Origin of the sequence: Halobellus sp. EA9 (assembly GCF_051195055.1) — an archaeon.
GTDB lineage: Archaea > Halobacteriota > Halobacteria > Halobacteriales > Haloferacaceae > Haloquadratum > Haloquadratum rubicundus.
The window spans coordinates 149,621-168,875 of sequence record NZ_JBNTJW010000008.1 but is presented as its reverse complement, the minus strand read 5'-3'; the positions used below and the strand labels follow the sequence as shown (position 1 = coordinate 168,875).

19 protein-coding genes and 1 pseudogene are annotated in these 19,255 nt (G+C 67.9%); 8 read left to right on the top strand and 12 right to left on the bottom strand.

Translation table 11 applies throughout. The features are described 5' to 3' along the window. Window positions 1-46 precede the first annotated feature (46 nt). The 4 genes from ACQUQ0_RS12135 to ACQUQ0_RS12120 all read left to right on the top strand — a co-directional run bounded on the left by ACQUQ0_RS12135 (window position 47) and on the right by ACQUQ0_RS12120 (window position 4,513). Window positions 47-973, top strand: coding sequence for a sulfide-dependent adenosine diphosphate thiazole synthase (locus tag ACQUQ0_RS12135; RefSeq protein WP_435185345.1), 927 nt, complete (start codon window positions 47-49; stop codon window positions 971-973). A 2-nt stretch (window positions 974-975) separates the two neighbouring features. Next, window positions 976-1,662 (top strand): thiaminase II, encoded by a 687-nt coding sequence (gene tenA / locus ACQUQ0_RS12130; protein ID WP_435185343.1) that lies wholly within the window; start codon window positions 976-978, stop codon window positions 1,660-1,662. Continuing rightward, the gene (gene thiD / locus ACQUQ0_RS12125) at window positions 1,662-3,059 is read left to right on the top strand and encodes a bifunctional hydroxymethylpyrimidine kinase/phosphomethylpyrimidine kinase (RefSeq protein WP_435185342.1); all 1,398 of its coding nucleotides are present in this window, start codon (window positions 1,662-1,664) and stop codon (window positions 3,057-3,059) included. The genes tenA and thiD overlap by 1 nt, the downstream gene beginning before the upstream one ends. Before the next feature lie 80 nt (window positions 3,060-3,139). Next, entirely contained in the window at window positions 3,140-4,513 is a 1,374-nt protein-coding gene (locus ACQUQ0_RS12120; RefSeq protein WP_435185340.1) for a geranylgeranyl reductase family protein, read from the top strand. An 80-nt stretch (window positions 4,514-4,593) separates the two neighbouring features. Here the strand turns inward: ACQUQ0_RS12120 and ACQUQ0_RS12115 are convergent, their stop codons facing one another. The 8 genes and pseudogenes from ACQUQ0_RS12115 to ACQUQ0_RS12080 all read right to left on the bottom strand — a co-directional run bounded on the left by ACQUQ0_RS12115 (window position 4,594) and on the right by ACQUQ0_RS12080 (window position 13,465). Continuing rightward, window positions 4,594-5,571 carry an ABC transporter permease gene (locus ACQUQ0_RS12115; RefSeq protein WP_435185338.1) on the bottom strand — a complete coding sequence of 326 codons (978 nt, stop codon included), beginning with the start codon at window positions 5,569-5,571 and terminating at the stop codon, window positions 4,594-4,596. Continuing rightward, a complete protein-coding gene (locus ACQUQ0_RS12110; RefSeq protein WP_435185336.1) occupies window positions 5,568-6,539 on the bottom strand; it encodes an ABC transporter ATP-binding protein in 972 nt (323 codons plus the stop codon). Before ACQUQ0_RS12110 ends, ACQUQ0_RS12115 begins: the two co-directional genes overlap by 4 nt. Continuing rightward, the gene (locus tag ACQUQ0_RS12105) at window positions 6,526-7,917 is read right to left on the bottom strand and encodes a right-handed parallel beta-helix repeat-containing protein (protein ID WP_435185334.1); all 1,392 of its coding nucleotides are present in this window, start codon (window positions 7,915-7,917) and stop codon (window positions 6,526-6,528) included. Before ACQUQ0_RS12105 ends, ACQUQ0_RS12110 begins: the two co-directional genes overlap by 14 nt. Before the next feature lie 12 nt (window positions 7,918-7,929). Next, the gene (locus tag ACQUQ0_RS12100) at window positions 7,930-8,718 is read right to left on the bottom strand and encodes a hypothetical protein (RefSeq protein ID WP_435185332.1); all 789 of its coding nucleotides are present in this window, start codon (window positions 8,716-8,718) and stop codon (window positions 7,930-7,932) included. A gap of 116 nt (window positions 8,719-8,834) precedes the next feature. After that, window positions 8,835-10,853, bottom strand: a complete 2,019-nt coding sequence (gene nosZ, locus ACQUQ0_RS12095; protein WP_435185329.1) for a TAT-dependent nitrous-oxide reductase — start codon at window positions 10,851-10,853, stop codon at window positions 8,835-8,837. Window positions 10,854-10,870: 17 nt separating this feature from the next. Continuing rightward, window positions 10,871-11,368 carry a plastocyanin/azurin family copper-binding protein gene (locus ACQUQ0_RS12090; protein WP_435185327.1) on the bottom strand — a complete coding sequence of 166 codons (498 nt, stop codon included), beginning with the start codon at window positions 11,366-11,368 and terminating at the stop codon, window positions 10,871-10,873. Between the two features lie 356 nt (window positions 11,369-11,724). Further along, window positions 11,725-11,865 (bottom strand): annotated as a pseudogene (locus ACQUQ0_RS12085) (A/G-specific adenine glycosylase); the annotation flags it as partial. Between the two features lie 649 nt (window positions 11,866-12,514). Then, entirely contained in the window at window positions 12,515-13,465 is a 951-nt protein-coding gene (locus tag ACQUQ0_RS12080) for an A/G-specific adenine glycosylase (protein ID WP_435185326.1), read from the bottom strand. Between the two features lie 167 nt (window positions 13,466-13,632). Here ACQUQ0_RS12080 and ACQUQ0_RS12075 point away from each other — a divergent pair, with 167 nt between their 5' ends. After that, window positions 13,633-13,956 (top strand): hypothetical protein, encoded by a 324-nt coding sequence (locus ACQUQ0_RS12075; protein WP_435185324.1) that lies wholly within the window; start codon window positions 13,633-13,635, stop codon window positions 13,954-13,956. Window positions 13,957-13,968: 12 nt separating this feature from the next. Here the strand turns inward: ACQUQ0_RS12075 and ACQUQ0_RS12070 are convergent, their stop codons facing one another. Continuing rightward, window positions 13,969-14,217, bottom strand: coding sequence for a hypothetical protein (locus tag ACQUQ0_RS12070; protein ID WP_435185322.1), 249 nt, complete (start codon window positions 14,215-14,217; stop codon window positions 13,969-13,971). Between the two features lie 133 nt (window positions 14,218-14,350). Here ACQUQ0_RS12070 and ACQUQ0_RS12065 point away from each other — a divergent pair, with 133 nt between their 5' ends. Together ACQUQ0_RS12065 and ACQUQ0_RS12060 are read left to right on the top strand one after the other, a co-directional pair. Continuing rightward, window positions 14,351-14,611: a BolA family protein gene (locus ACQUQ0_RS12065; RefSeq protein ID WP_372389319.1), complete on the top strand. Its 261-nt coding sequence runs from the start codon at window positions 14,351-14,353 to the stop codon at window positions 14,609-14,611. Between the two features lie 80 nt (window positions 14,612-14,691). Beyond that, window positions 14,692-16,101, top strand: coding sequence for a class II fumarate hydratase (locus ACQUQ0_RS12060; protein WP_435185319.1), 1,410 nt, complete (start codon window positions 14,692-14,694; stop codon window positions 16,099-16,101). An 18-nt stretch (window positions 16,102-16,119) separates the two neighbouring features. Here ACQUQ0_RS12060 and ACQUQ0_RS12055 read toward each other — a convergent pair whose 3' ends face one another. Next, window positions 16,120-16,560, bottom strand: a complete 441-nt coding sequence (locus ACQUQ0_RS12055; protein ID WP_435185318.1) for a hypothetical protein — start codon at window positions 16,558-16,560, stop codon at window positions 16,120-16,122. Window positions 16,561-16,778: 218 nt separating this feature from the next. Here ACQUQ0_RS12055 and ACQUQ0_RS12050 point away from each other — a divergent pair, with 218 nt between their 5' ends. Beyond that, a complete protein-coding gene (locus ACQUQ0_RS12050) occupies window positions 16,779-17,804 on the top strand; it encodes a CPBP family intramembrane glutamic endopeptidase (protein ID WP_435185316.1) in 1,026 nt (341 codons plus the stop codon). Between the two features lie 62 nt (window positions 17,805-17,866). Here ACQUQ0_RS12050 and ACQUQ0_RS12045 read toward each other — a convergent pair whose 3' ends face one another. After that, window positions 17,867-18,535: an AIM24 family protein gene (locus ACQUQ0_RS12045; RefSeq protein WP_435185315.1), complete on the bottom strand. Its 669-nt coding sequence runs from the start codon at window positions 18,533-18,535 to the stop codon at window positions 17,867-17,869. A gap of 96 nt (window positions 18,536-18,631) precedes the next feature. Beyond that, window positions 18,632-19,243, bottom strand: coding sequence for an RAD55 family ATPase (locus tag ACQUQ0_RS12040; protein ID WP_435185313.1), 612 nt, complete (start codon window positions 19,241-19,243; stop codon window positions 18,632-18,634). Between the last annotated feature and the right edge of the window lie 12 nt (window positions 19,244-19,255).

Here is a 19,255-nt window from a genome sequence, read left to right as displayed (position 1 = left end):
ACCGTCGACCGCAACGACTAATTACTAAGTGATATCACTAGGTGATATGTCGTTCAGCGGATTCAGCGACGCGACGGACGCACAGGTCACGAACGCCATCGCGGAGTCTTGGAGCGAGGAGTTCCTCGACTTCACCGACACGGAGGTCATCGTCGTCGGCGGCGGCCCCTCGGGACTGGTCACCGCGAAGGAACTGGCCGAGCGCGGGGTCGACGTGATGGTCGTCGAGAAGAACAACTACCTCGGCGGCGGCTTCTGGCTCGGCGGCTTCCTGATGAACAAGCTCACCGTCCGCGAGCCCGCAGACGAGGTGCTCGACGAACTCGGCGTTCCCCACGAGGAGTCCGACACCGCGGGCCTCCACCTCGCGGACGGCCCCCACGCGTGCTCCGCGCTGATCAAGGCCGCCTGCGACGCCGGCGCGAAGATCCAGAACATGACGGAGTTCACAGACGTCGTCGTCCGGGACGGCCACCGCGTCGCGGGCATCGTGATGAACTGGTCGCCCGTCCACGCGCTCCCCCGCGAGCTCACCTGCGTCGACCCGATCGCCGTTGAGTCCGATCTCGTCGTGGACGCGACGGGCCACGAGGCCGTCGTCGTCTCCAAACTGCAGGAGCGCGGCGCCATCGACGCGCCGGGGATCGAACACGCCGAGACGCACGCGACGGGAATGGACACGACCGAAGAAGGCGAGTACGGCGCGCCCGGCCACGACTCCCCGGGCCACGACTCGATGTGGGCCCAGGACAGCGAGGATAAGGTCGTCGAAAAGACCGGGAAGGTCCACGACGGGCTCATTACTGCGGGCCTGTCGACGGCGACGACCCACGGCCTCACCCGGATGGGGCCGACGTTCGGGGCGATGCTGCTGTCGGGCAAGCGCGCCGCGCAGGTCGCCCTCGACGAGCTCGGCTCGAACGCGCCGGTCGTCGACCTCCCGGGCGACGCGCCCGCCTCCGCCGACGACTGACGATGGCCGGAGCCGACGACGGCGCGGCCTTCAGCGACCGGCTGCTCGACGACGGCGCGGCGATCTGGGCCGCCCAGAAGGACCATCCCTTCGTCCGCGAACTCGCCGCGGGGACGCTCGACGAGGCCGCCTTCCGGCACTGGGTCACCCAGGACTACCGCTACCTGCTCGATTACGCCCGCGTGTTCGCCGTCGCGGGGACGAAGGCGGCGGACGAAGACCGGATGCGGCGGCTCCTCGACGTCGCCCACACGGTCGTCGACTACGAGATGGACCTCCACCGCGAGTTCGCCGAGGACTACGGGCTCGCGCCCGCCGATCTGGAGTCGACCGAGAAGGCGCCGACCTGCGTCGCCTACACGAACTTCCTGCTGCGGACCGCCCACGAGGGATCGTTCCCGGAGGTCGCAGCCGCCATCTACCCCTGTGGCCAGGGGTACCTGGACGTCGCCGAGCACATAGCGGACCTCGCCGACGAGGAGCACCGCTACACGCCGTTCATCGAGAAGTACACGAGCGACGCCTTCCGCGAGTCGGTGTCGTGGATGCGGGAACTGGTCGACCGCTGCGCGGAGACAAACCCCGGCGAGCGCGAGGCGATGCGGGAGGCGTTCCTGACGAGCGCGCGGCTCGAACACCGCTTCTGGGAGATGGCCTACACGCGGGAGACGTGGGAGGTGTCCGCCTGATGGCCGGGACCGGCGGAAGCACCGGAGCGAGAGCGCGCACCCCCGCGCCGGTCTCGCTCCCCGTCGCGCTCACGATCGCCGGCAGCGACTCCGGCGGCGGCGCCGGCGTCCAGGCGGACGTCCGGACGATGGCGGCCCACGACGCGTTCCCGACGAGCGTCGTGACGAGCGTCACGGCACAGCACACCCGGGGCGTCGAGCGCTCGACGGTCCTCGATCCTGCCGACGTCCGCGCCCAGTATGAGGCCCTCGCCGCGGACTTCGAGGTCGCCGCCGCGAAGACCGGAATGCTCGGGACCGCCGAGATCGTCCGCACCGTCAGAGAGTGCGTCGCCGACGCTCCGTTCCCGCTCGTCGTCGATCCGGTGATGGTCGCGACGTCCGGCGACCGCCTCCTGGAGCCCGCCGGCGAGCGCGCCTACGCGGACCTCGTCGCCGAGGCGATGCTCGTCACGCCGAACCGCGACGAGGCGGCCGTCCTCGTCGGGGATGGAGATAAGGACGACGCGGATCTGACGTCCCGCCAGGCCGGCGAACGAATCGTCGAGATGGGGGCCGACGCCGCGCTCGTCACCGACGGCCACGGCGACGGCACGGCCGTCCGCGACGTGCTCGTGACCGCCGACGGGGCTCGGGAGTTCGCGCATCCGCGAGTCGACACCGACGCGACCCACGGCTCGGGCTGTACGCTGTCGGCGGCGATCGCGGCGAATCTGAGCCGCGGCCTCGACCTCGAAGCGGCGGTCGCGGAGGCGGTCGACTTCGCCGCCCGGGCCGCCCGCTACCCGCACGACGTCGGCGAGGGGCCGGGCGCCGTCCACCCGCTGGTCGACGCGCGCAACGCGGCCGGAGAGCGGGCGACGCTGGACGCCGTCCGTGACCTCGTCGAGCGGTTCGTCGAGATCGACGTGAGTCCGCTCCTGGCCGAGGTCGGGATGAACGTCGTCGGCGCGGCGCCGTACGCCGAGGCCGTCGACGAGGTCGCGGCCGTGGAGGGCCGGATCACCCGCACCCTGGACGGCGTCGAGCCGAATTCGGGAGTCCGGTTCGGCGCGTCGAGCCACCTCGCGCGCTTCCTGCTCGCTGCCCGCGAACACGATCCGGACCTCCGGTTCGCGACGAACTGCCGGCTCACCCCGGGGACGCGCCGCGGGCTTGAGACGCTGGACGCCCCCGTCGCGTGGTTCGACCGGACCGCAGAGCCGGAGGACGCCGCCACGATGAACTGGGCCGCCGACCGCGTCTTCGACCGCGCGGACGAATCGCCGCGCGCCGTCGCCGACGAGGGCGCCGTCGGCAAGGAGCCGATGGTCCGGGTCGTCGGCGAGACCGCCGAGGGGCTCGCATCGACGGTCGAGCACCTGCTCGGCGAGGCCGCGACCGACCGCGACCAGTAGGAACCGTGGCCGCTGGATCCGTCGGACCGCGGCCTTCCGAGGGAAAAAGAGTTTTCCGCTCGCACGCGAGAGACGGAACGATGAGTACCTCCCACGAGTACGACGTCGTCGTCGTCGGCGCCGGGACGGCGGGCTGTTACGCCGCCGCCACCGTCGCCAGCGAGGGCCTCGACGTCGCCGTCGTCGAGCGGAAGTCCGAGGAAGAGGCGGGCCACATCGCCTGCGGCGACGCGCTCAAGGGCGCTGACGCCTTCCCCGAGGCGATCCCGAAGTCCCGGATCGAGGGCGCGTTCACGAACACGGGCGTCGACCACGGCCGCTTCGAGATCCCCCAGGAGGACACCGTCCTCGACATCCCGGTCCCCGGCGAACTGGCGGTCATCGACCGCTGGGAGTACGGTCGGCTGATCATCGAGGGCGCGTCCGACGCCGGCGCGGACTTCCACTACGACACCGTCGTCCAGGACGTCACCCAGGACGACGACGGCGCCGTGACGGGCGTCCGCGGCACGCGGAAGGGCGACGTCGTCGAGTACGAGGCCGACGTCGTCCTCGACGGCGCCGGGTCGCTGTCGCTCCTCCAGGACAAGGCCGACCTCTCGGAGTCGACCTTCGACACGAACGTCTCTTACTCGCAGTTCTGTTCCGCCTACCGGGAGATCGTCGAGGTCCCCGAGCCCGTCGAGTGGGACGACGCGCTGGTGTTCAAGCCCACCGAGCGCGCGGCGGGCTACCTCTGGTACTTCCCGCGGACGGAGACGACGATCAACGCCGGGCTGGGCTTCCAGATGAACGAGGAGCCGATGAAGCTCGTCGAGGACCTGAAGCGCGACCTCCGGAACCGCCCCGAGTTCCGGGGTGCCGAAGTGACGGACAAACTCGGGGCGGCGCTACCGACCCGCCGCCCATACGACTCCGCCGTCGCGGACGGCTTCCTCGCCGCGGGCGACGCCGCGGGCCACGTCAACCCCACGACCGGGGGCGGGATCGCCGGTGCGGCCTACGCCGGCACCTACGCGGCCGAGCAGGCGGTGCAGGCCATCTCCGAGGGCGACGTGAGCGAGGCGTCGCTGTGGCGCTACAACGAGCGGGTGATGGACCACTTCGGCGCGCGCTACGCCGGCCTCGACGTCTACAACATCCTCTCGACGGCCGTCGACGTCGACGACCTGATGGGCCTGCTGGCGTCGCTTCCCGGCGAGAAGCTCGCGGAGGCGCTGTACTCCGGGACGACCTCGTTCGGGCCGACGCTCCTGGCGAAGACGGTGAAAGACTCCTTCGGGTACTGGGGCCAGATCCTGAACTTCTACCGGACGAAGGGCCTCGCGGACGAGCTGATGCGGCACTACCAGCGGTACCCGACCCGCCCGGAGACGCTGTCGGTCTGGCAGGACGAACGCGACCGCCTGATGGACGAGATCTACGAGGTCACAGGCGCCGAGGCGAAGTACTGATACTGGCTGTTGTACCGTTTCACCGGTGCTCACCGGCACTGGAAACGGTGAGCACCACTACGAGACGAGAGCAGTCAGTATCAGAGCCGCCGGCGGCGGAGGAGGCGAGCCGCGGCCGCGCCGGGGACGAGAGTCCACGCGCCCAGCGCCGCGACGGCGAGCGGCATCGAGAGCCCCGCCTGCGTCATCACCGCCCCGAACCCGCCGGCGACGACGTCGACCTGCGAGAGGCCGATGACGCGGAAGCAGTCGACCGGATTGAGCAGTACCGCGACCGCGATGGCGGCCCCTCCGAGGTCTGCGGCCGCGACAGTCCCGAGCGCGGCGAGGTCGTGCAGGAGGACGAACCAGAGCCACAGCGCGAGCGATCCCCCGAGCGCGTACGTCTTCGTCGGCGCGACGGTCGAGACCAGAACGGCGACACTGAGGACGGCACAGCCGGTCAGCGCCGCCGCGAGCGCCACGGTCGCGTACGCGCCGACGCCGCTCGGACCGAACCACAGCACCGTGAGGACGCCGGCGGGGACGAACCCCAGGAGCATCGCGCCGGACAGGACGGCCGCCCGCCCGGCGAGCGTGCCAGCGATCACGCGACCGCGGGTGATCGGGAGCGCGAGCAGGAGTTCGAGCGACCCCCGCTCGTGGGCACCGACGACGACGTCGTAGCCGACGGCGACGGCGACCAGCGGCACCAGGTACACGCCGAGTTCGACCACCGTCGCGAGGACCGCGTCGAACCGGCCGGGTCCGACGGTCGAGGTCCCGAACTGGACGACCGCCGTCGTGAACAGGCCGAAGAGCAGGACGATCCCGGCGGCCCAGCGGCTCCGGACGGCCAGTCGGTACTCCCGGCCCGCGACTGCGAGCGTCGGAGAGTCCGCGGCCAACGAGAGAGAGGGGAGCCCGCCGTAATCCGACGTGTTCTCCGATTCCAGATCCCCGCCCGTCTTCGCAGCCGCTCTGTCGACCCGATCGAGCGTGTCGGTGCCGCCGTCGGCCGTGCGGTCGGGGGCGTCGCCGCCGACCGCGCGGTCCGACCCGTCGCTGTCGGGGGTCACGGGAGCTCACCTCCCGCTCCGTGTTTGGTCCGGTCCGGCGGCGATCGGTCGGCCCCGACGGCCTCGTAGAACGCGGCTTCGAGGCCGGGTTCGCTGACCTCGAACCGATCGAGGTCGGAGCGCTCGCCGACCGCGGTGAGCAGGTCGTAGGCGGCCTCACGCGGACACTCGATTTCCAGTGTCGCCCCGCGCCGAGAGACGGTCGCATTCGCGTCTGCGGCCCGGACGGTCTCGGCCGCCGGCGCGACGTCGTCGGAGTCCGAGAGGACGAGCGAGAGCGTCACGCCCTCGGCCGCGTCGCGGCGGAGCGACTCGACCGGCCCGTCGGCCGCGACGTGGCCGTCGGCCACGATGACCGCCCGATCGCAGAGCCGCTCGATCTCCGAGAGCGCGTGCGAAGAGAACACGAGGGTGATGTCGGTCTGCGCCGTCAGCGACGACACCACGTCGTGGAAGGCGGCGATGCCCTCGGGGTCGAGGCCCGCGGTCGGTTCGTCGAGCAGCAGCACCGCGGGGCCGCCGATGAGTGCCGTCCCGAGCCCGAGCCGTCGATTCATCCCGTTGGAGTACCCGCCGACGCGCCGATCCGCGGCCTCGCGGAGGCCGACCGTGCGGAGGACCCGTTCGACGTGGCGGTCGCGCCGTCCGGTCGGGACCGATCGGACACGCGCGTGGAACGAGAGGATCTCTCGACCGGTCAGAGTCGGCGGGAACCCGGTCTGTTCCGGGAGGTACCGCACCCGCTCGCGTACCCGCAGTCCGGACGTCGGGTCCGCCCCGCAGACGCGGATCGCTCCCTCGTCGGGGCGATCGAGCCCAACGAGCAGCTTGAACAGCGTGGTCTTGCCGGCCCCGTTGGTGCCGAAGACGCCCACCGAGCTCCCGCGGTCGACAGACAGCGAGAGGCCATCGAGCGCCTGCACGCTCCCGTACGCCTTCGAGACGTCGTTCACGTCAATCTCGCTCATAGTATCTCCTCCAGTCGTCGTGCGGGGAGGTGACGAGCGGCCGCGCGTCGACGATACCGGGCGACTCCACGACCGGAACGGTCGACTGCGCCAGCCTGACGGCGTCGAACGCCGGGCTGGTGGTGAACACCCTCATCGCCGGCTTCTCGGCGGTCAGCCGCTGGATCGCCCCGGCGGGCTGATAGCGGGTGTCGCCGATGCCGTCGTCGTCGATGTCGACCGTAGTCGCGCCCGACCAGAAGTTGCCGCGGGTCTCGTTCCAGTAGACCTGCCTTTCGATCACCGCCAGCACCTGCCTGTCGTTCCGGATGAAACTGTTGTTGAACACGCGCTCGCGCGTGCTGCCGGCGGTGACGTGGACCCCGACGTCGTTGCCCAAGAGGAGGTTCCCCGCGACGGTGTTGTTCAGCGAGTTGTAGATGAACAGCCCCTTGTGGTTCGCGACCAGGTCATTACCGCGGATCACCGTGTCGTCGACGCTCTTGACGAGGATCCCGTGACCGCTGCGCCCGGTGTTTTTCACCGCGACGTTGCCCACGATGCGGAGCTGTTCGGACACCATCAGCGCGTACCCGACGTCGTTGTCGAACGCCGTGTTGTTCCGGAGTTGACAGTGATCGGAGTACATATAGTGGACGCCGTACCGGAGGTCCCACATCGTGTTGTTCCGGGCGACGACGTGACTCGACCACGAGAAGTACATCCCGTCTCGCACGTCGGTGATGCGGTTGTTTGCGATTACCGAATCCCGGACCTTCCAGATCTGGATCCCGTTGCCCCGCCGGGTCAGCGGCGTGATGCACTCCCGGCCGACGATGGTGTTGCCGACCACGCGCGCGCCGGTCACGCCGTTCAGCCAGATTCCGAACGTCATCTCGGTGATGCGGTTGTCGACCACGGACACGCCGCTCCCGTTCACCCACAGCGCGGCGTCGTTGTCCGAGGTGTCGTACCCGCCGTTGCGGATCCACAGTCCGCGGAGGGTGACGTCGTCGGCCTGAACGTTCACGACGGTCCCGTTGCCACCGCCGTCGATGACGGGACGGGACGTCCCGGCGGGCCGGAGGGTCACGCCGTCGGTCCGTATCACGACTCGCTCGTCGAACCGGCCGCGGAGCCGGACGGTGTCTCCGGGCTCCGCCGCCGCGAGGGCCCCGTCCACCGCCTCGTACCGCCGACCGTCGACGCGTGCCACTCCGTCGGTCGCCGGGACGTCGAACTGGTACTCCTGCGGCACCCCGGTGTCGAACGCGAGCCGACTGTCCCGGCCCTTCTCGGTGGTCTGTCCGGCCCCGACGCCGACTGTCGCGACAGCCACGACGAACACCGCGGCCGCGGCGAGGGCGAACCCGCGTTCGAGGAGTCTGGTGGCGGTCATCGCGAGCGTGGATCAGCGGTCGATGTTCTGACTCGGCTGTGCGTCCGTCGATCCGGCCGATTCGGTCGGGTCGGTGTGCCCTCCGGACTGTCGCCCGGTCACCCGCTCGATCAGCGCGGCGAGGCCCGCCCGGAGCCGAGCGGGGAGGTCGCCGAAGGTGACGCCGGTGTCGCGGTAGTAGTACGCCAACAGGAGCAGCCCCACCGCCGCCATCGACAGATACGCCCCCAGACCGAACCGGGAGTGGCTCGTGATGTTGGCGACCTCGTATCGGCCCCACAGCGGCGGGGTGAACCCCGAAACGCCCATCACCGGTGCGTTCGGATCGAGGTGGTGACCCGCCTGGTAGAGTCGGTACTGGATGTCCGCCAGCATAACCGTGAACACGACCACCGTCCCGACGAACTGGGCCGTGAGCCCCCGCTTCAGTTTCTCTGTCGTCGGCGCGAGCGCGACGAACACGCTCAAGAGTCCCACCCCGACGAACGCCAGCGGACCGAACGACCACTCGGGGACGTCGACCGCGTAGGGATGGGGCTCGTAGTTGGGCTGCCAGTACACCGGATCGGGGTAGTAGAACCCGATGTACTTGTTGAGGTTCGCCATCTCGGCGTAGTCCCCCGCGATGCGGGGATAAGCGTACAGTTTCAGGTGTAGCGTCGTGGTCGGATACTGGACCGCGTCGACGCTGATGCGCCACATCGGGAACGCCAGCGCGACGACGAACAGCACCGCCGCCACCACGGGCAGTCCCCGTCTGAGCTCTCGGAAGCTGTCGATTCCAGGCCAGTCGTAGTTCATCTTGTCTCACCTCGATGTGTCAGGGTCTGACGGCGGACCGGTCGCCGGTGACGGTCCCGGGCGGAGACCCGCTCGGGCACCGCCGACGGTCGGCGTCGACCGTCCGGATTCGGTCACTACTCGCGCGGTTCGACGATCATCCGCGAGCGCATCTCCAGGTGGAGCGCACTGCAGAAGAACGTGCAGTACACCCAGTAGACGCCCGGTTCGGTGGCGGTGAACGTGACCTTCCGGGTGTCCTGCGGGGCGACGGCGAGGTTGATACCGTACTTGGGGATGGCGACGCCGTGAATGATGTCGCGGATCCCCTCGATGTTGGTGTCGATGAGGGTGACCTCGTCGCCCTCCTTGACGGTGAAGTCCCGCAGCGCATACTCCGAGCGCTTCGACGCGAGGCGCACCTCGACGGATTTGTCACCGGTGCGCTCGATGCCGGCCGACTCGAAGGTGACGTACGGCTTCTCGTCGGCGTAGTCCTGCTTCTCCCAGACGTTCTTCGGGTTGATCTTGTCGGCACTGGCGATGACGCAGTCGTGAGGCTCGGGGTGGACCGGGTGGTCCGCGACCAGTTCCATCCCGCCCGAGGCGTTCTGCATATCCTCGCTGATGTCGATGAGCTGGTCGTTGTCCGGATGGATGGGCCCGACGGAGAGGAACCTGTCCTTCGAGAGCTTGTTGAGGCTCACCAGCCAGTCGCCCGCCGGGTCGGTGGTTTCGGCTTCGGCCGCCTGCAGGTGTCCGGGGTTGTAGTGGACGTCCACTTTCCCGAGCACGGGGTCGGTCGAGCCCTTCTTGGCTTCGACGGCCTTCTTGATGTCCCACTTCGCGACCTGGGAGTCGATGAACAGCGTCGTGTAGGCGTTGCCGCGGCCGTCGAAGGACGTGTGGAGGGGGCCGAGCCCGACCTTCGGCTGGCCGACGATGGCCTTCGAGGGGTCGGAGACCTGCTCGAGTTTGTCGATGTCGACGACGGTGACCGTGGGCGAGAGCTTCCCGCTCGCGGTCACGTACCGGCCCTGGGGTTCGACGTCGCAGCCGTGCGGGCTCTTCGGCGTCGGCACGTACTTCACGATGGGGTTGTCCCCGCTGTTCAGGGGTTTCCCTTTCCGGCCGTCGAGGACCTTCACGCCGTTCACTTCCTCGTACTTCCCGGCCTCGATCGCCGACTCGATGGCGGGGATGTTGAACGCCTTCAGGTAGTCCCGGTCGTCGTGGGTCATCCCCTCGATCTCGAACGACTGTTCCTTGTTGTAGCCGGTCGCGAACGCCCACTTCCCCTCCTTGCCGGAGTCGGCGTTGTCGAGGTTGCCGGTGACTCGGACTTCCCACTCGACGTTCATCGTCTCGGGGTCGAGCGCGGCGAAGGTTGACCAGTACTTCTCGGCGTCGCCGACGTTCGATCCGTCGTTGGGGACGGGAACGCGGAACTCGCCGATCCCGTAGACGTACTTCGTGTCCGGGCTCTGTACGGCGCAGCCGTGACAGGCCTGCATATTGGGAATATCCGTGATGGCGTCGGTCTCGAAGTACTTCAGGTTGATCCGCGCCATCCGACCGTTGGCCTTGTCGTTGATCCAGAGGTACTTCCCGTCGTAGTCGCCGCCGGACTCCGAGAGGATGGGGTGGTGGGCGTCGCCCCACTCGTGGTGCATCGAGTTCGACAGCTCCTCTCCTTTCCCCTCCTGGAGGACCTGTTTCGTCTTCTCGTCGTGGCCGTAGCCGACCGCGCCGTCGCGCTGGAAGACGGGGATCCGTCGGATCTCTCGCATCGACGGGAGTCCGACGATCCGGACCTCGCCGGAGTGGCCGCCGGACCAGAAGCCGTAGTAGTCGTCTTTCTGCCCCGGGGGAACGATGTGGTCGCTGTCGCCGCCGCTCTGAGACTGCGGCGTCGCGGTCCCACCCCCGCCGCCGAGGCTGGCACACCCCGCGAGACCGCTCATAGCGCCGGCGGCCGCGCCAGCCTTCATAAAGTCTCGCCGGTCGAGCGAGAGCCCCGGCAGATCCAGCGAGAACGTCTCGCCCTCGCCTTCGGTCGGCGGCTCTTCGACCTCTGCCAGGAGATCGTCGAGCTGGCTCTCGTGCGCTTCGATGACGTCTTCGGGATCAGTGACGGTGGTGTCTGATTCTGACATAAGTGGTCACCTTTTTATCAGACTACTTTCACGTATCCGACCATCCCGTTCAGCTCGTGCGGGATGCAGAAGTACTTGTACGTCCCCGTGGTCTCGAACGTGTGCGAGTAGGACTCGCCTTTCGGGATATTCCCCTTCTGGTCGTTCGAGTAACCGTCCGTGGCCGCCTGCTCGGAGTCGAAGCCGCCCGACGCGAAGTAGGCAGCGCCGTCGGGGATCTCGCCCTCGTAGGCGGTGACGGTGTGTCCGATACTCCCTGTGTTCTTCCAGGTGACCTTCGTGCCCTTCTTCACCTCGATGCGCTTGGGCACGTACTTCAGGGTGTCCGTCATCTCGACGGTCGAGGTCTGCTTCCACTGCGCACCGGAACCGCCACTGGTCGCGGTTGCGGTTTCAGTCGCGGTCCCGCCGCCGCTGTTTCCGCTCGACCCGCCGCTTCCGCTGCCCGACGAACAGCCGGCGATCGCTATCGTCCCGGTCACCGCCAGGGCACGAACGAACGTTCTCCGATTCATCGGGATCACGTCCGAACGTCACCCCTTCTCCGGGATATACCGTCGAACTCGTTCCTATATACGAAAGACGGAACGAATATGTTCGAGCTCGGTGTTTTATGCGCGCCGTCGCGTTCGCAGCCGGTTGCTCGTCCGGTCGCACGACGGGACGGTGCGGCCGCGTCCACCGTCACGACTTCCCTCGTGGGTTCGACGCCGCTGGGTCTTCCTTCTCGGTATCGCCCCACGACCGGTGAGAGACCGTGTCGACGGCGTTTCGTTCGGCACCAGCGGCTATAGTAGCATTTGCAACTGATTACTCGATCCGATCGCACGCGTCGTGCGATCGAGTGAGTGAAGACTTGCAAACGCTACTACAGTTCGTCCAGGGGGAGCTCGTCGTACTCCTTGAGCGCCGAGATCACGCGGCCGCGCATCTGCCGCCGACTCCCCTCGAACTCAGGCTGTGTGGGCACGTCGGGCGCAGTGAAATCGCCGGTCCGGTAGGCGGAACACCAAGGGTATCATAGAACACTCCTCACATCAAACAGAATCGGTCAGTTCAGGCGAATTGTATAGAGGAACGGATTTTCATCTCAGCCCGTGTGTTTATCCATCTTGCTGATAATAGACGAGTATGATGAAGCCCGTTCACCGGGCTTACAGCGCGGCAGTTATAACCTCGCTCACCGCGTTCACCGCATCGGTCTATCTCTTAGGCGTTCCAGCCCGGTTTTTAGTGTTCCTCCTACGGTCGCTCACCTTGATTCTCTTGGTTCTTGCACTCACCTTTGTGGCCGTAGATAGAACCACGCAAGAGTGGTAAGCGATAGAGATAGTCGGCCAACAACTCCATCAGGAACCAAAATAGTAGTTGAGATAATGCCCTCCAGTTCTTGCCCCGAGTGTGGCTCGACAGCCTACACGAACGGGAAAGGAGTAGTGGCGGGGAGGCGGTCTACTTCTGGGAATGCACGGACTGCGGCCACGACTGGTCGGATCCAATCCTATAACTCGAAAAGAGCGCAGTATGCACGCAGGGTCTTACGGCTTAATCAGCTGTGTGAGTGTGAAATAAACACCGTGGCAACCCTTGTATGACACCCTATAGAGTATGAAATAAAATGGCCTTCTCGTACGTGAGTCGTTCAGCAGATCTGAATCAGACTACTGGAGGCGAGCAGTCATCTGATCATCCCCTTCCTCGACCTGGACGAGACCGTCGTCGGCGAGGTCCGAAAGGAGACCTCGCAACCACTCTCGTCCGTGCTCCCCATCAGGTGTGTAGTCCACACGAATCCGATGACCAAGCGTGTCCAGATCCATCTCGTCGTGTTCGCCGAGGAGTCGAACGATCCGCCCGCGGAACTGCCGACGGCTCCCCTCGAAGCTCGGCTGCGTCGGCACGTCCGGTGCGGTGAAGTCGCCGGTCTGGTACGCGTGACACCACTCGCGCCAGGGGCAACTTGCCTCGTCACACCGAGGGTTCTTCTGACACGCCACGCCGCCGAGTTCCATAATCGCGTTGTTCCAGATTCGGGACTCTCCGGGCAGCATGAGGGCGTTCGCAACTGTTTCGTAGTCCGGGTCGTCCGCATTACGGATTTCCGCAAACGCGCGGTAGAGCACCCGCTTCACGTTGGTGTCGACGACGGCGTCGCCGTTGTCGAACGCGAACGACGCGACCGCGTTCGCGGTGTAGGGGCCCACGCCCATCAGTTCCGAGAGCTCCCCGGGCGTCTCGGGGAAGTCGCCGCCGTACTCGGTCAGCACCTGTCCGGCCGCCTCGTGGAGGTACTTCGCGCGGTTGTTGTACCCGAGCGAGTGGTCGCTCCAGAAGGCGACGACGTCGGCCCGGTCGGCGTCCGCGAGCGCCGCGGCCGTGGGCCAGCGGTCGAGGAAGTCCCGCCAGGCGGCGACGACGCGGTCCAACTGCGTCTGCTGGCTCATCACCTCCGAGACGAGGATCTCGTAGGGGTCGTCGGTCTCGCGCCAGGGGAACGATCGGTGGTCGGCCTCGTACCACGACACCAGCGCGTCGCGGACGGCGTCGAGGTCCTCGGGGAGCGCCTCGTCCGGCTCGGACCGACCCTCGCTCCCGGCGTCGCCGTCGGTCATCGTCGGACTCTCGGACCGGTGCGGCTTGGGGGTTCTGGTCTCGACCGAAGCCGTCGCGGACGGCGGGACCGAAGAAACGGCGACGACGAAGGCCGAAGAGGCGGAGCGGGAGCGAAGCGAGACCGAAGGCGAAAGCCGTTTGCACGCGCCTCCCGAGAGTCCGTGGTATGAGCCTCGAGGAACTCACGGGCGACGTCGAATCCGCCTACACCAACATCGACGCAGAGCAGTCGGTCTCGCTCGATCGGGAGACGCGACACGAACTGGCGATGCTCAAGGCCGCCTTCGGCACCGAGGAGACCGACGAACTGCTCCGCCGGGCGGTGCATCTGCTGTTCCAGACCACGGTCGACCGCGGCACGCTCGACTTCCACCTCCGGCAGGACTACGACGTGACCTACGACGAGTACCTTTCGGGGATGACCTACGAGGAGATGACCGGCCAGGACCAGTACCCGCAGCGCGACGACGAGCGCCGCTACCAGATGTGACCGGCCGGGCCGTCACCGAGCGTTCCTCGGGAGCGCCCACCGGACGAGTCCTCCGAGGGCGCGGCGGAGGCCGATCGCGGCCAGCGCGGCGACGTACACGACGAGCAGGCAACCGAACGCGACGAGTCCGGAGACGGAAGCGAGTCGCGAGCGGAGTCGGGCCGCGGGCGGTCGGTCGCCCTCAGATCCGGTCGGGAATCCGGGCGGGTCGACGGCGTCGGTTCGGTGTGGGAGGGGGCTCGCGTCCGTTCGCGGGGACATACGTGATCCGACGGCCGCCGGCGACTCAAAAGCGCCGTAAGGGCGAACAGTCGTTTTAGTCACGGCGTCGGGCGGTCCCTCCGAAGCGTCCCAAAGCGGCGCATTTTATTCCGCGCCGACCCAGGGGACGGGTATGGACACCGAGGAAGTCGAACGCCTGATCGAAGCGGGGATCGAGGATGCGGACGCCAGCGTCACGCTCCCGCGCGTCCCCGACGAGGACCACGAGGACGCCCACTTCGCGGCGGTCGTCGTCTCGCCCGCCTTCGAGGGGAAGACGCTCGTCGAACAGCACCAGATGGTCTACGACGCGCTCGGCGAGGCGATGACGACCGAGATCCACGCCTTGGAGATGAAGACCTACACGCCCGAGGAGTACGAGGACCGGCAGTGAGCGGGGGCGTCCGTCCCGGCGGCCGCGACGACTGAGCGAGACCGACGGGTTTTACGCGGGCGCCGGTCGTCGGTCCGAGTATGTCCGACGACGAGTACCGCATCGAGCGGGACAGCCTCGGAGAGATGCAGGTACCGAAAGACGCGTACTGGGGCGCCCAGACCCAGCGCGCCGTCGAGAACTTCCCCATCTCGGGGATCGGCTTCGGCCGGCGCTTCGTCCGCGCGCTCGGCGTCGTCAAGAAGGCCGCCGCGCAGGCGAACCGCGACCTCGACCTCGTCGACGAGGAGATCGCCGACGCCGTCGTCGACGCCGCCGACGAGGTCATCGCGGGCGACCACGACGACCAGTTCCCGGTCGACGTCTTCCAGACCGGCTCGGGCACCTCCTCGAACATGAACGCCAACGAGGTCATCGCCAACCGGGCGGCCGAGATCCTCGGCGAATCCATCGGCGACCGGGTCGTCCATCCGAACGACCACGTCAACTACGGGCAGTCCTCCAACGACGTGATCCCGACCGCGATGCACGTCGCGGCGCTCGAAGCCGTCCGGAAGGACCTGCTCCCGGCGCTCGAAACGCTCGAAGACGCGCTCGCGGAGAAGGAAGACGAGTTCGACGGCGTCGTCAAGACCGGCCGCACCCACCTCCAGGACGCGACGCCGATCCGCCTCGGCCAGGAGTTCGCGGGCTACCGCACGCAGGTGGAAAAGGGCATCGCGCGCGCCGAAAGCGTCACCGACCACCTCGGCGAGCTCGCGCTCGGCGGGACCGCCGTCGGAACGGGGCTCAACACCCATCCGGAGTTCCCCGAGCGCGCCGCGGAGTACATCTCCGAGGAGACCGGCCTCGACTTCCGGCCGGCGGACAGCCACTTCGAGGCCCAGGCCGCCCACGACGCGATGAACGAGGCGCACGGCGCGCTCCGCACCGTCGCGGGATCGCTGAACAAGATCGCTAACGACCTCCGTCTGCTGGCGTCGGGCCCGCGTAACGGGCTCGGCGAGATCGAACAGCCGGAGAACCAACCGGGGAGTTCGATTATGCCCGGCAAGATCAACCCCGTCGTCGCCGAAGCGGTGAATCAGGTCCACAAGCAGGTCGTCGGCAACGACGCCGCCGTCGCCGCGGGCGCCGCCGAGGGCCAGATCGACCTGAACCTCTACAAGCCCGTCATCGCCCACAACTTCCTGCAGTCGAGCGAACTGCTCGCGAACGCCTCGGAGGTGTTCGCCGAGCGCTTCGTCGCGAAGCTCGAAGCCAACGAGGACGTCTGCGAGGAGCAGGTCGAGCGCTCGATGGCCCTCGCCACGGCGCTGAACCCCACGATTGGCTACGACAGGGCCAGCGAGGTCGCGAAGACGGCGCTCAAAGAGGACAAGACCGTCCGAGAGGTCGTCGTCGAGAAGGGCTACCTCACCGAAGACGAGGCCGACGAGGTCCTCGACCCCGAGACGATGACCCACCGCGGCATCCTCGGCGACGACTGACCGGACTCCTCGTCCCCGTCACAGCGACAGCCCGTTTCCGACGTACGCGAGCCCGAGGCTCCCGACGAAGATGAGGCCGCCGAACACCGGATCCGGGAGGGACACGAAGGCGTCCCCGACGGCTCCGAAAGCGACGACGAGTCCGGCCGCCGCCGCGGGAAGCGGGTGCGCCGCCACCTGCTGGCCGAAGGCGCGGACCGACCAGTAAGCCGTCTCGGCGAGCGACGCCAGCCTGGAGGCGACGCTCGCGTCGCTCGGCGGCTCCGTCGCCGGCTCGAAGTCCGGGAAATCGCCCGTATCGACGGTGAGCAGCTCGCCGGTGTGGGCGCGCGCCCCGTCTGCGTCGCTCACGCGGAGGAGCGTCACCGTCTCGTCGCCGACGCCGACGACTCGGTAGACGCCGGGCGGGTGCTCGTCGCCGTCGACGCGGACGTGCTCGGAGACGCGGGGCTCAGTCATCGCTCCGTCGGCTGATCGGCTGTCGCGTGCCGGGGAGTCGTTTTGCTCACTCTCCCGTCTGCGGAGTCGCGAGCGTGCGGAGGGACTACGGTGGAGGACCGGGACATATGGCGATCCTTGGACGCCTTTGGTAATAAGTGACAGGACGGCGCCGCCGCTCGGACCGGCTCGGACGCCTCGGCGACAGAGTTAACGGGCGGTTCCGCGAGGTGAGAGACATGCGCTCGCGGGCACGACGCGTTCTCTGGAACGACGACGCGCGGCGGCCGCGACTGCCCTGGCGGATCGCCGCATTGGCCCTCACGATCGTCCTCCTGGGCTATCTCGGCACTCTCGTCTTCGCCGCGGCCACGTCGGGGTCGATCCGGGCCGTGTTGGGACCGATCGCGTCGACCGAGCAGTCGGCGGTCGCGATCCGGAACGTCGCCTCGCTCGCCGCGCAGACGCTCGTGATCGCCGGCGCGGTCGTCCTCGTCGGTCGGTTCGTCGACCGGCGGCGACTCCGCGACTTCGGGCTCCGGACCGACCGCGCGTGGTGGCTCGACCTCGGGTTCGGCCTCGCGCTCGGCGCCCTGCTGATGACGCTCGTGTTCCTGTTCGAGCTCTCGGTCGGCTGGGTCGCGGTTCGGGACCGGTTCGTCGTCGCCCGCGCCGGGTTCGCCTTCTGGCCGTGGTTCGCGTGGGGCCTTCTCACCTTCGTCGCGGTCGGCGTCTACGAGGAACTGCTGTTCCGCGGCTACCTCCTCACGAACCTCGCCGAGGGGTTCCGGTGGTTCGATCGGATCGGCCCGGTCGGCGGCGTCGGGCTCGCGACCGTCGCGACGTCGCTCCTCTTCGGCGTCGCCCACGCGGCGAACCCGAACGCCGGCGTCGCGAGCGTGCTCGGGATCGTCCTCGGCGCGGTGATGCTCGCCGCGGGCTACGTCCTGACGGGCGAACTGGCGATCCCGATCGGCTTACACATCACCTGGAACTTCTTCCAGGGCGTCGTCTACGGCTTCCCCGTCAGCGGGACCGGCGGCGGCGTCTCGCTCATCGCGATCGAGCAGTCCGGGCCGCGGTCGTTCACCGGCGGCGCGTTCGGCCCGGAGGCCGGGCTCGTCGGCGTCGGCGCGATCCTCCTCGGCACCGCCCTCACCGCCGGGTGGGTGCAGTGGCGCTACGGACGGCTCGAAATCGACGCGTCGGTGGCCGAGTCGGAGCTCCGGGGGGCGCAGACAGACGGCGACGCGCCCGCCGAGTGACGTCGGCGTCGATCAGCGCGCGTCGAGGATATCGCGATCGGCGAATGCGACGGCGGAACAGATCACTGGCCGTGTGTCTGGCCGCCCTCCTCGTGGGGCTGGACGACCACGAAGCCCTCCGAGCCGGTGAACTCCATCTGCATCCCCTCGCCGGAGGTCTGGCCGATCTCGATCGCCTTGTTCGTCGCGATCGACGGCGAGAGGTTCGTACTCCAGGCCACGGTGGCGTCGGGGTCCGTGTAGACCGGCGGCGTCATCACGAGCGGGTCGCCGTGGGTGGTGAGCGCGGCCTGGCCGGGGCCGGAGAGGTAGACGTTCGTTAGCCCGCCGGCGGCGGCGCCGGAGAGGCTCCCGATGGTGTTGATCTCGTAGTCGATCCGGGACTCGAACGCGAGGACGTCGTTGCCGTTGACCGAGATCGACTCGTCGGCGTCGAGGTCGAGGACCTGGACCTTCTTGCCCTGGTCGGCGACGTAGAGGTGGCCGGAGCCCTCGGCCTCCATCACGGGCGTGCCCTCGCCGCTGACCGCCTCCTTGACGAAGCCGGTGATGCCGCCCTCAGCCGAAGATCTCCCCGTGAACGTCATCTCGCCGGTGTAGGCGATCATCGTCCCCGCTTTCACCATCACCGTCCCGTCGACCGGGACGTCGAGCAGTCTGGCGTTTTCCTTCTGGAATCCGGTGCCGCCCTCCTCGGGCGCGTTCGACCGCGTGAACTCTTCGAGTTCCATCGTGACGTCTCGGTACCGGTCGGATCGACAAAATCCCGGTGGTGACTCAAATCGCCGTTTCGGCGACGCTCCGGGGGCGGAAGTGTTTCGCGGGGATCAGTCGCCCGCCAGACGGACCGACGGCGGTTCGTCTTCGTAGGTCGTGATGATCCCGTCGAACAGCTGTTTCAGCGTGTTCATCGTCTGGTCGTCGTGGGCGCTGGCGTCGATCGCGAAGACGCCGAGGCCGTCGACGCTCTGGATGCGGCCGGTGAAGACGTGGAGGAACCGGAAGACCGTCTGGAGGTCAGAGTACATAAGCAGGGTCGAAAGCGAGTGGAGCATCACCCGATTCTGCTCGATCCCTTGGTTCTGATAGAACGACTGGAGGAACTCCGAGAGCTTGATCCCGATCCCGGTCATGTCGACCGGCGAGGACGTGTACTTGATCCGGTCGCTGTCGCGGACGTCGCCGACGCCCTGCTGGCGGGTCACGCAGTCGACGATCGCCACGGGGCGGTCCTCGTAGGCGGTGCGCTTCTCGAAGTCGTTCAGAACGCGGTCCGCGCCGTCTTTGGTGGTGACGATGATGGCGCCCTCGCCTTTCTCGGTTCCGGACGCGAGGATGTCCAGACAAAGCGACCGCTTGCCGGACAGCGGTGGACCGCTCACCAGGACGTTCGTTCCCGGAGGGACCTCCCGATCGAGGTCCGGGCCGAGGTCATACATCTGGGGTCCTCG

Coding starts and splice junctions, on each gene's coding strand:
- thiD (WP_435185342.1), top strand. CDS start 1,662: ATGGCCGGGACCGGCGGAAGCACCGGAGCGAGAGCGCGCACCCCCGCG.
- ACQUQ0_RS12050 (WP_435185316.1), top strand. CDS start 16,779: ATGCGCTCGCGGGCACGACGCGTTCTCTGGAACGACGACGCGCGGCGG.
- tenA (WP_435185343.1), top strand. CDS start 976: ATGGCCGGAGCCGACGACGGCGCGGCCTTCAGCGACCGGCTGCTCGAC.
- ACQUQ0_RS12080 (WP_435185326.1), bottom strand. CDS start 13,465: ATGACCGACGGCGACGCCGGGAGCGAGGGTCGGTCCGAGCCGGACGAG.
- ACQUQ0_RS12120 (WP_435185340.1), top strand. CDS start 3,140: ATGAGTACCTCCCACGAGTACGACGTCGTCGTCGTCGGCGCCGGGACG.
- ACQUQ0_RS12055 (WP_435185318.1), bottom strand. CDS start 16,560: ATGACTGAGCCCCGCGTCTCCGAGCACGTCCGCGTCGACGGCGACGAG.
- ACQUQ0_RS12060 (WP_435185319.1), top strand. CDS start 14,692: ATGTCCGACGACGAGTACCGCATCGAGCGGGACAGCCTCGGAGAGATG.
- ACQUQ0_RS12100 (WP_435185332.1), bottom strand. CDS start 8,718: ATGAACTACGACTGGCCTGGAATCGACAGCTTCCGAGAGCTCAGACGG.
- ACQUQ0_RS12065 (WP_372389319.1), top strand. CDS start 14,351: ATGGACACCGAGGAAGTCGAACGCCTGATCGAAGCGGGGATCGAGGAT.
- nosZ (WP_435185329.1), bottom strand. CDS start 10,853: ATGTCAGAATCAGACACCACCGTCACTGATCCCGAAGACGTCATCGAA.
- ACQUQ0_RS12075 (WP_435185324.1), top strand. CDS start 13,633: ATGAGCCTCGAGGAACTCACGGGCGACGTCGAATCCGCCTACACCAAC.
- ACQUQ0_RS12040 (WP_435185313.1), bottom strand. CDS start 19,243: ATGTATGACCTCGGCCCGGACCTCGATCGGGAGGTCCCTCCGGGAACG.
- ACQUQ0_RS12045 (WP_435185315.1), bottom strand. CDS start 18,535: ATGGAACTCGAAGAGTTCACGCGGTCGAACGCGCCCGAGGAGGGCGGC.
- ACQUQ0_RS12135 (WP_435185345.1), top strand. CDS start 47: ATGTCGTTCAGCGGATTCAGCGACGCGACGGACGCACAGGTCACGAAC.
- ACQUQ0_RS12110 (WP_435185336.1), bottom strand. CDS start 6,539: ATGAGCGAGATTGACGTGAACGACGTCTCGAAGGCGTACGGGAGCGTG.
- ACQUQ0_RS12070 (WP_435185322.1), bottom strand. CDS start 14,217: ATGTCCCCGCGAACGGACGCGAGCCCCCTCCCACACCGAACCGACGCC.
- ACQUQ0_RS12090 (WP_435185327.1), bottom strand. CDS start 11,368: ATGAATCGGAGAACGTTCGTTCGTGCCCTGGCGGTGACCGGGACGATA.
- ACQUQ0_RS12105 (WP_435185334.1), bottom strand. CDS start 7,917: ATGACCGCCACCAGACTCCTCGAACGCGGGTTCGCCCTCGCCGCGGCC.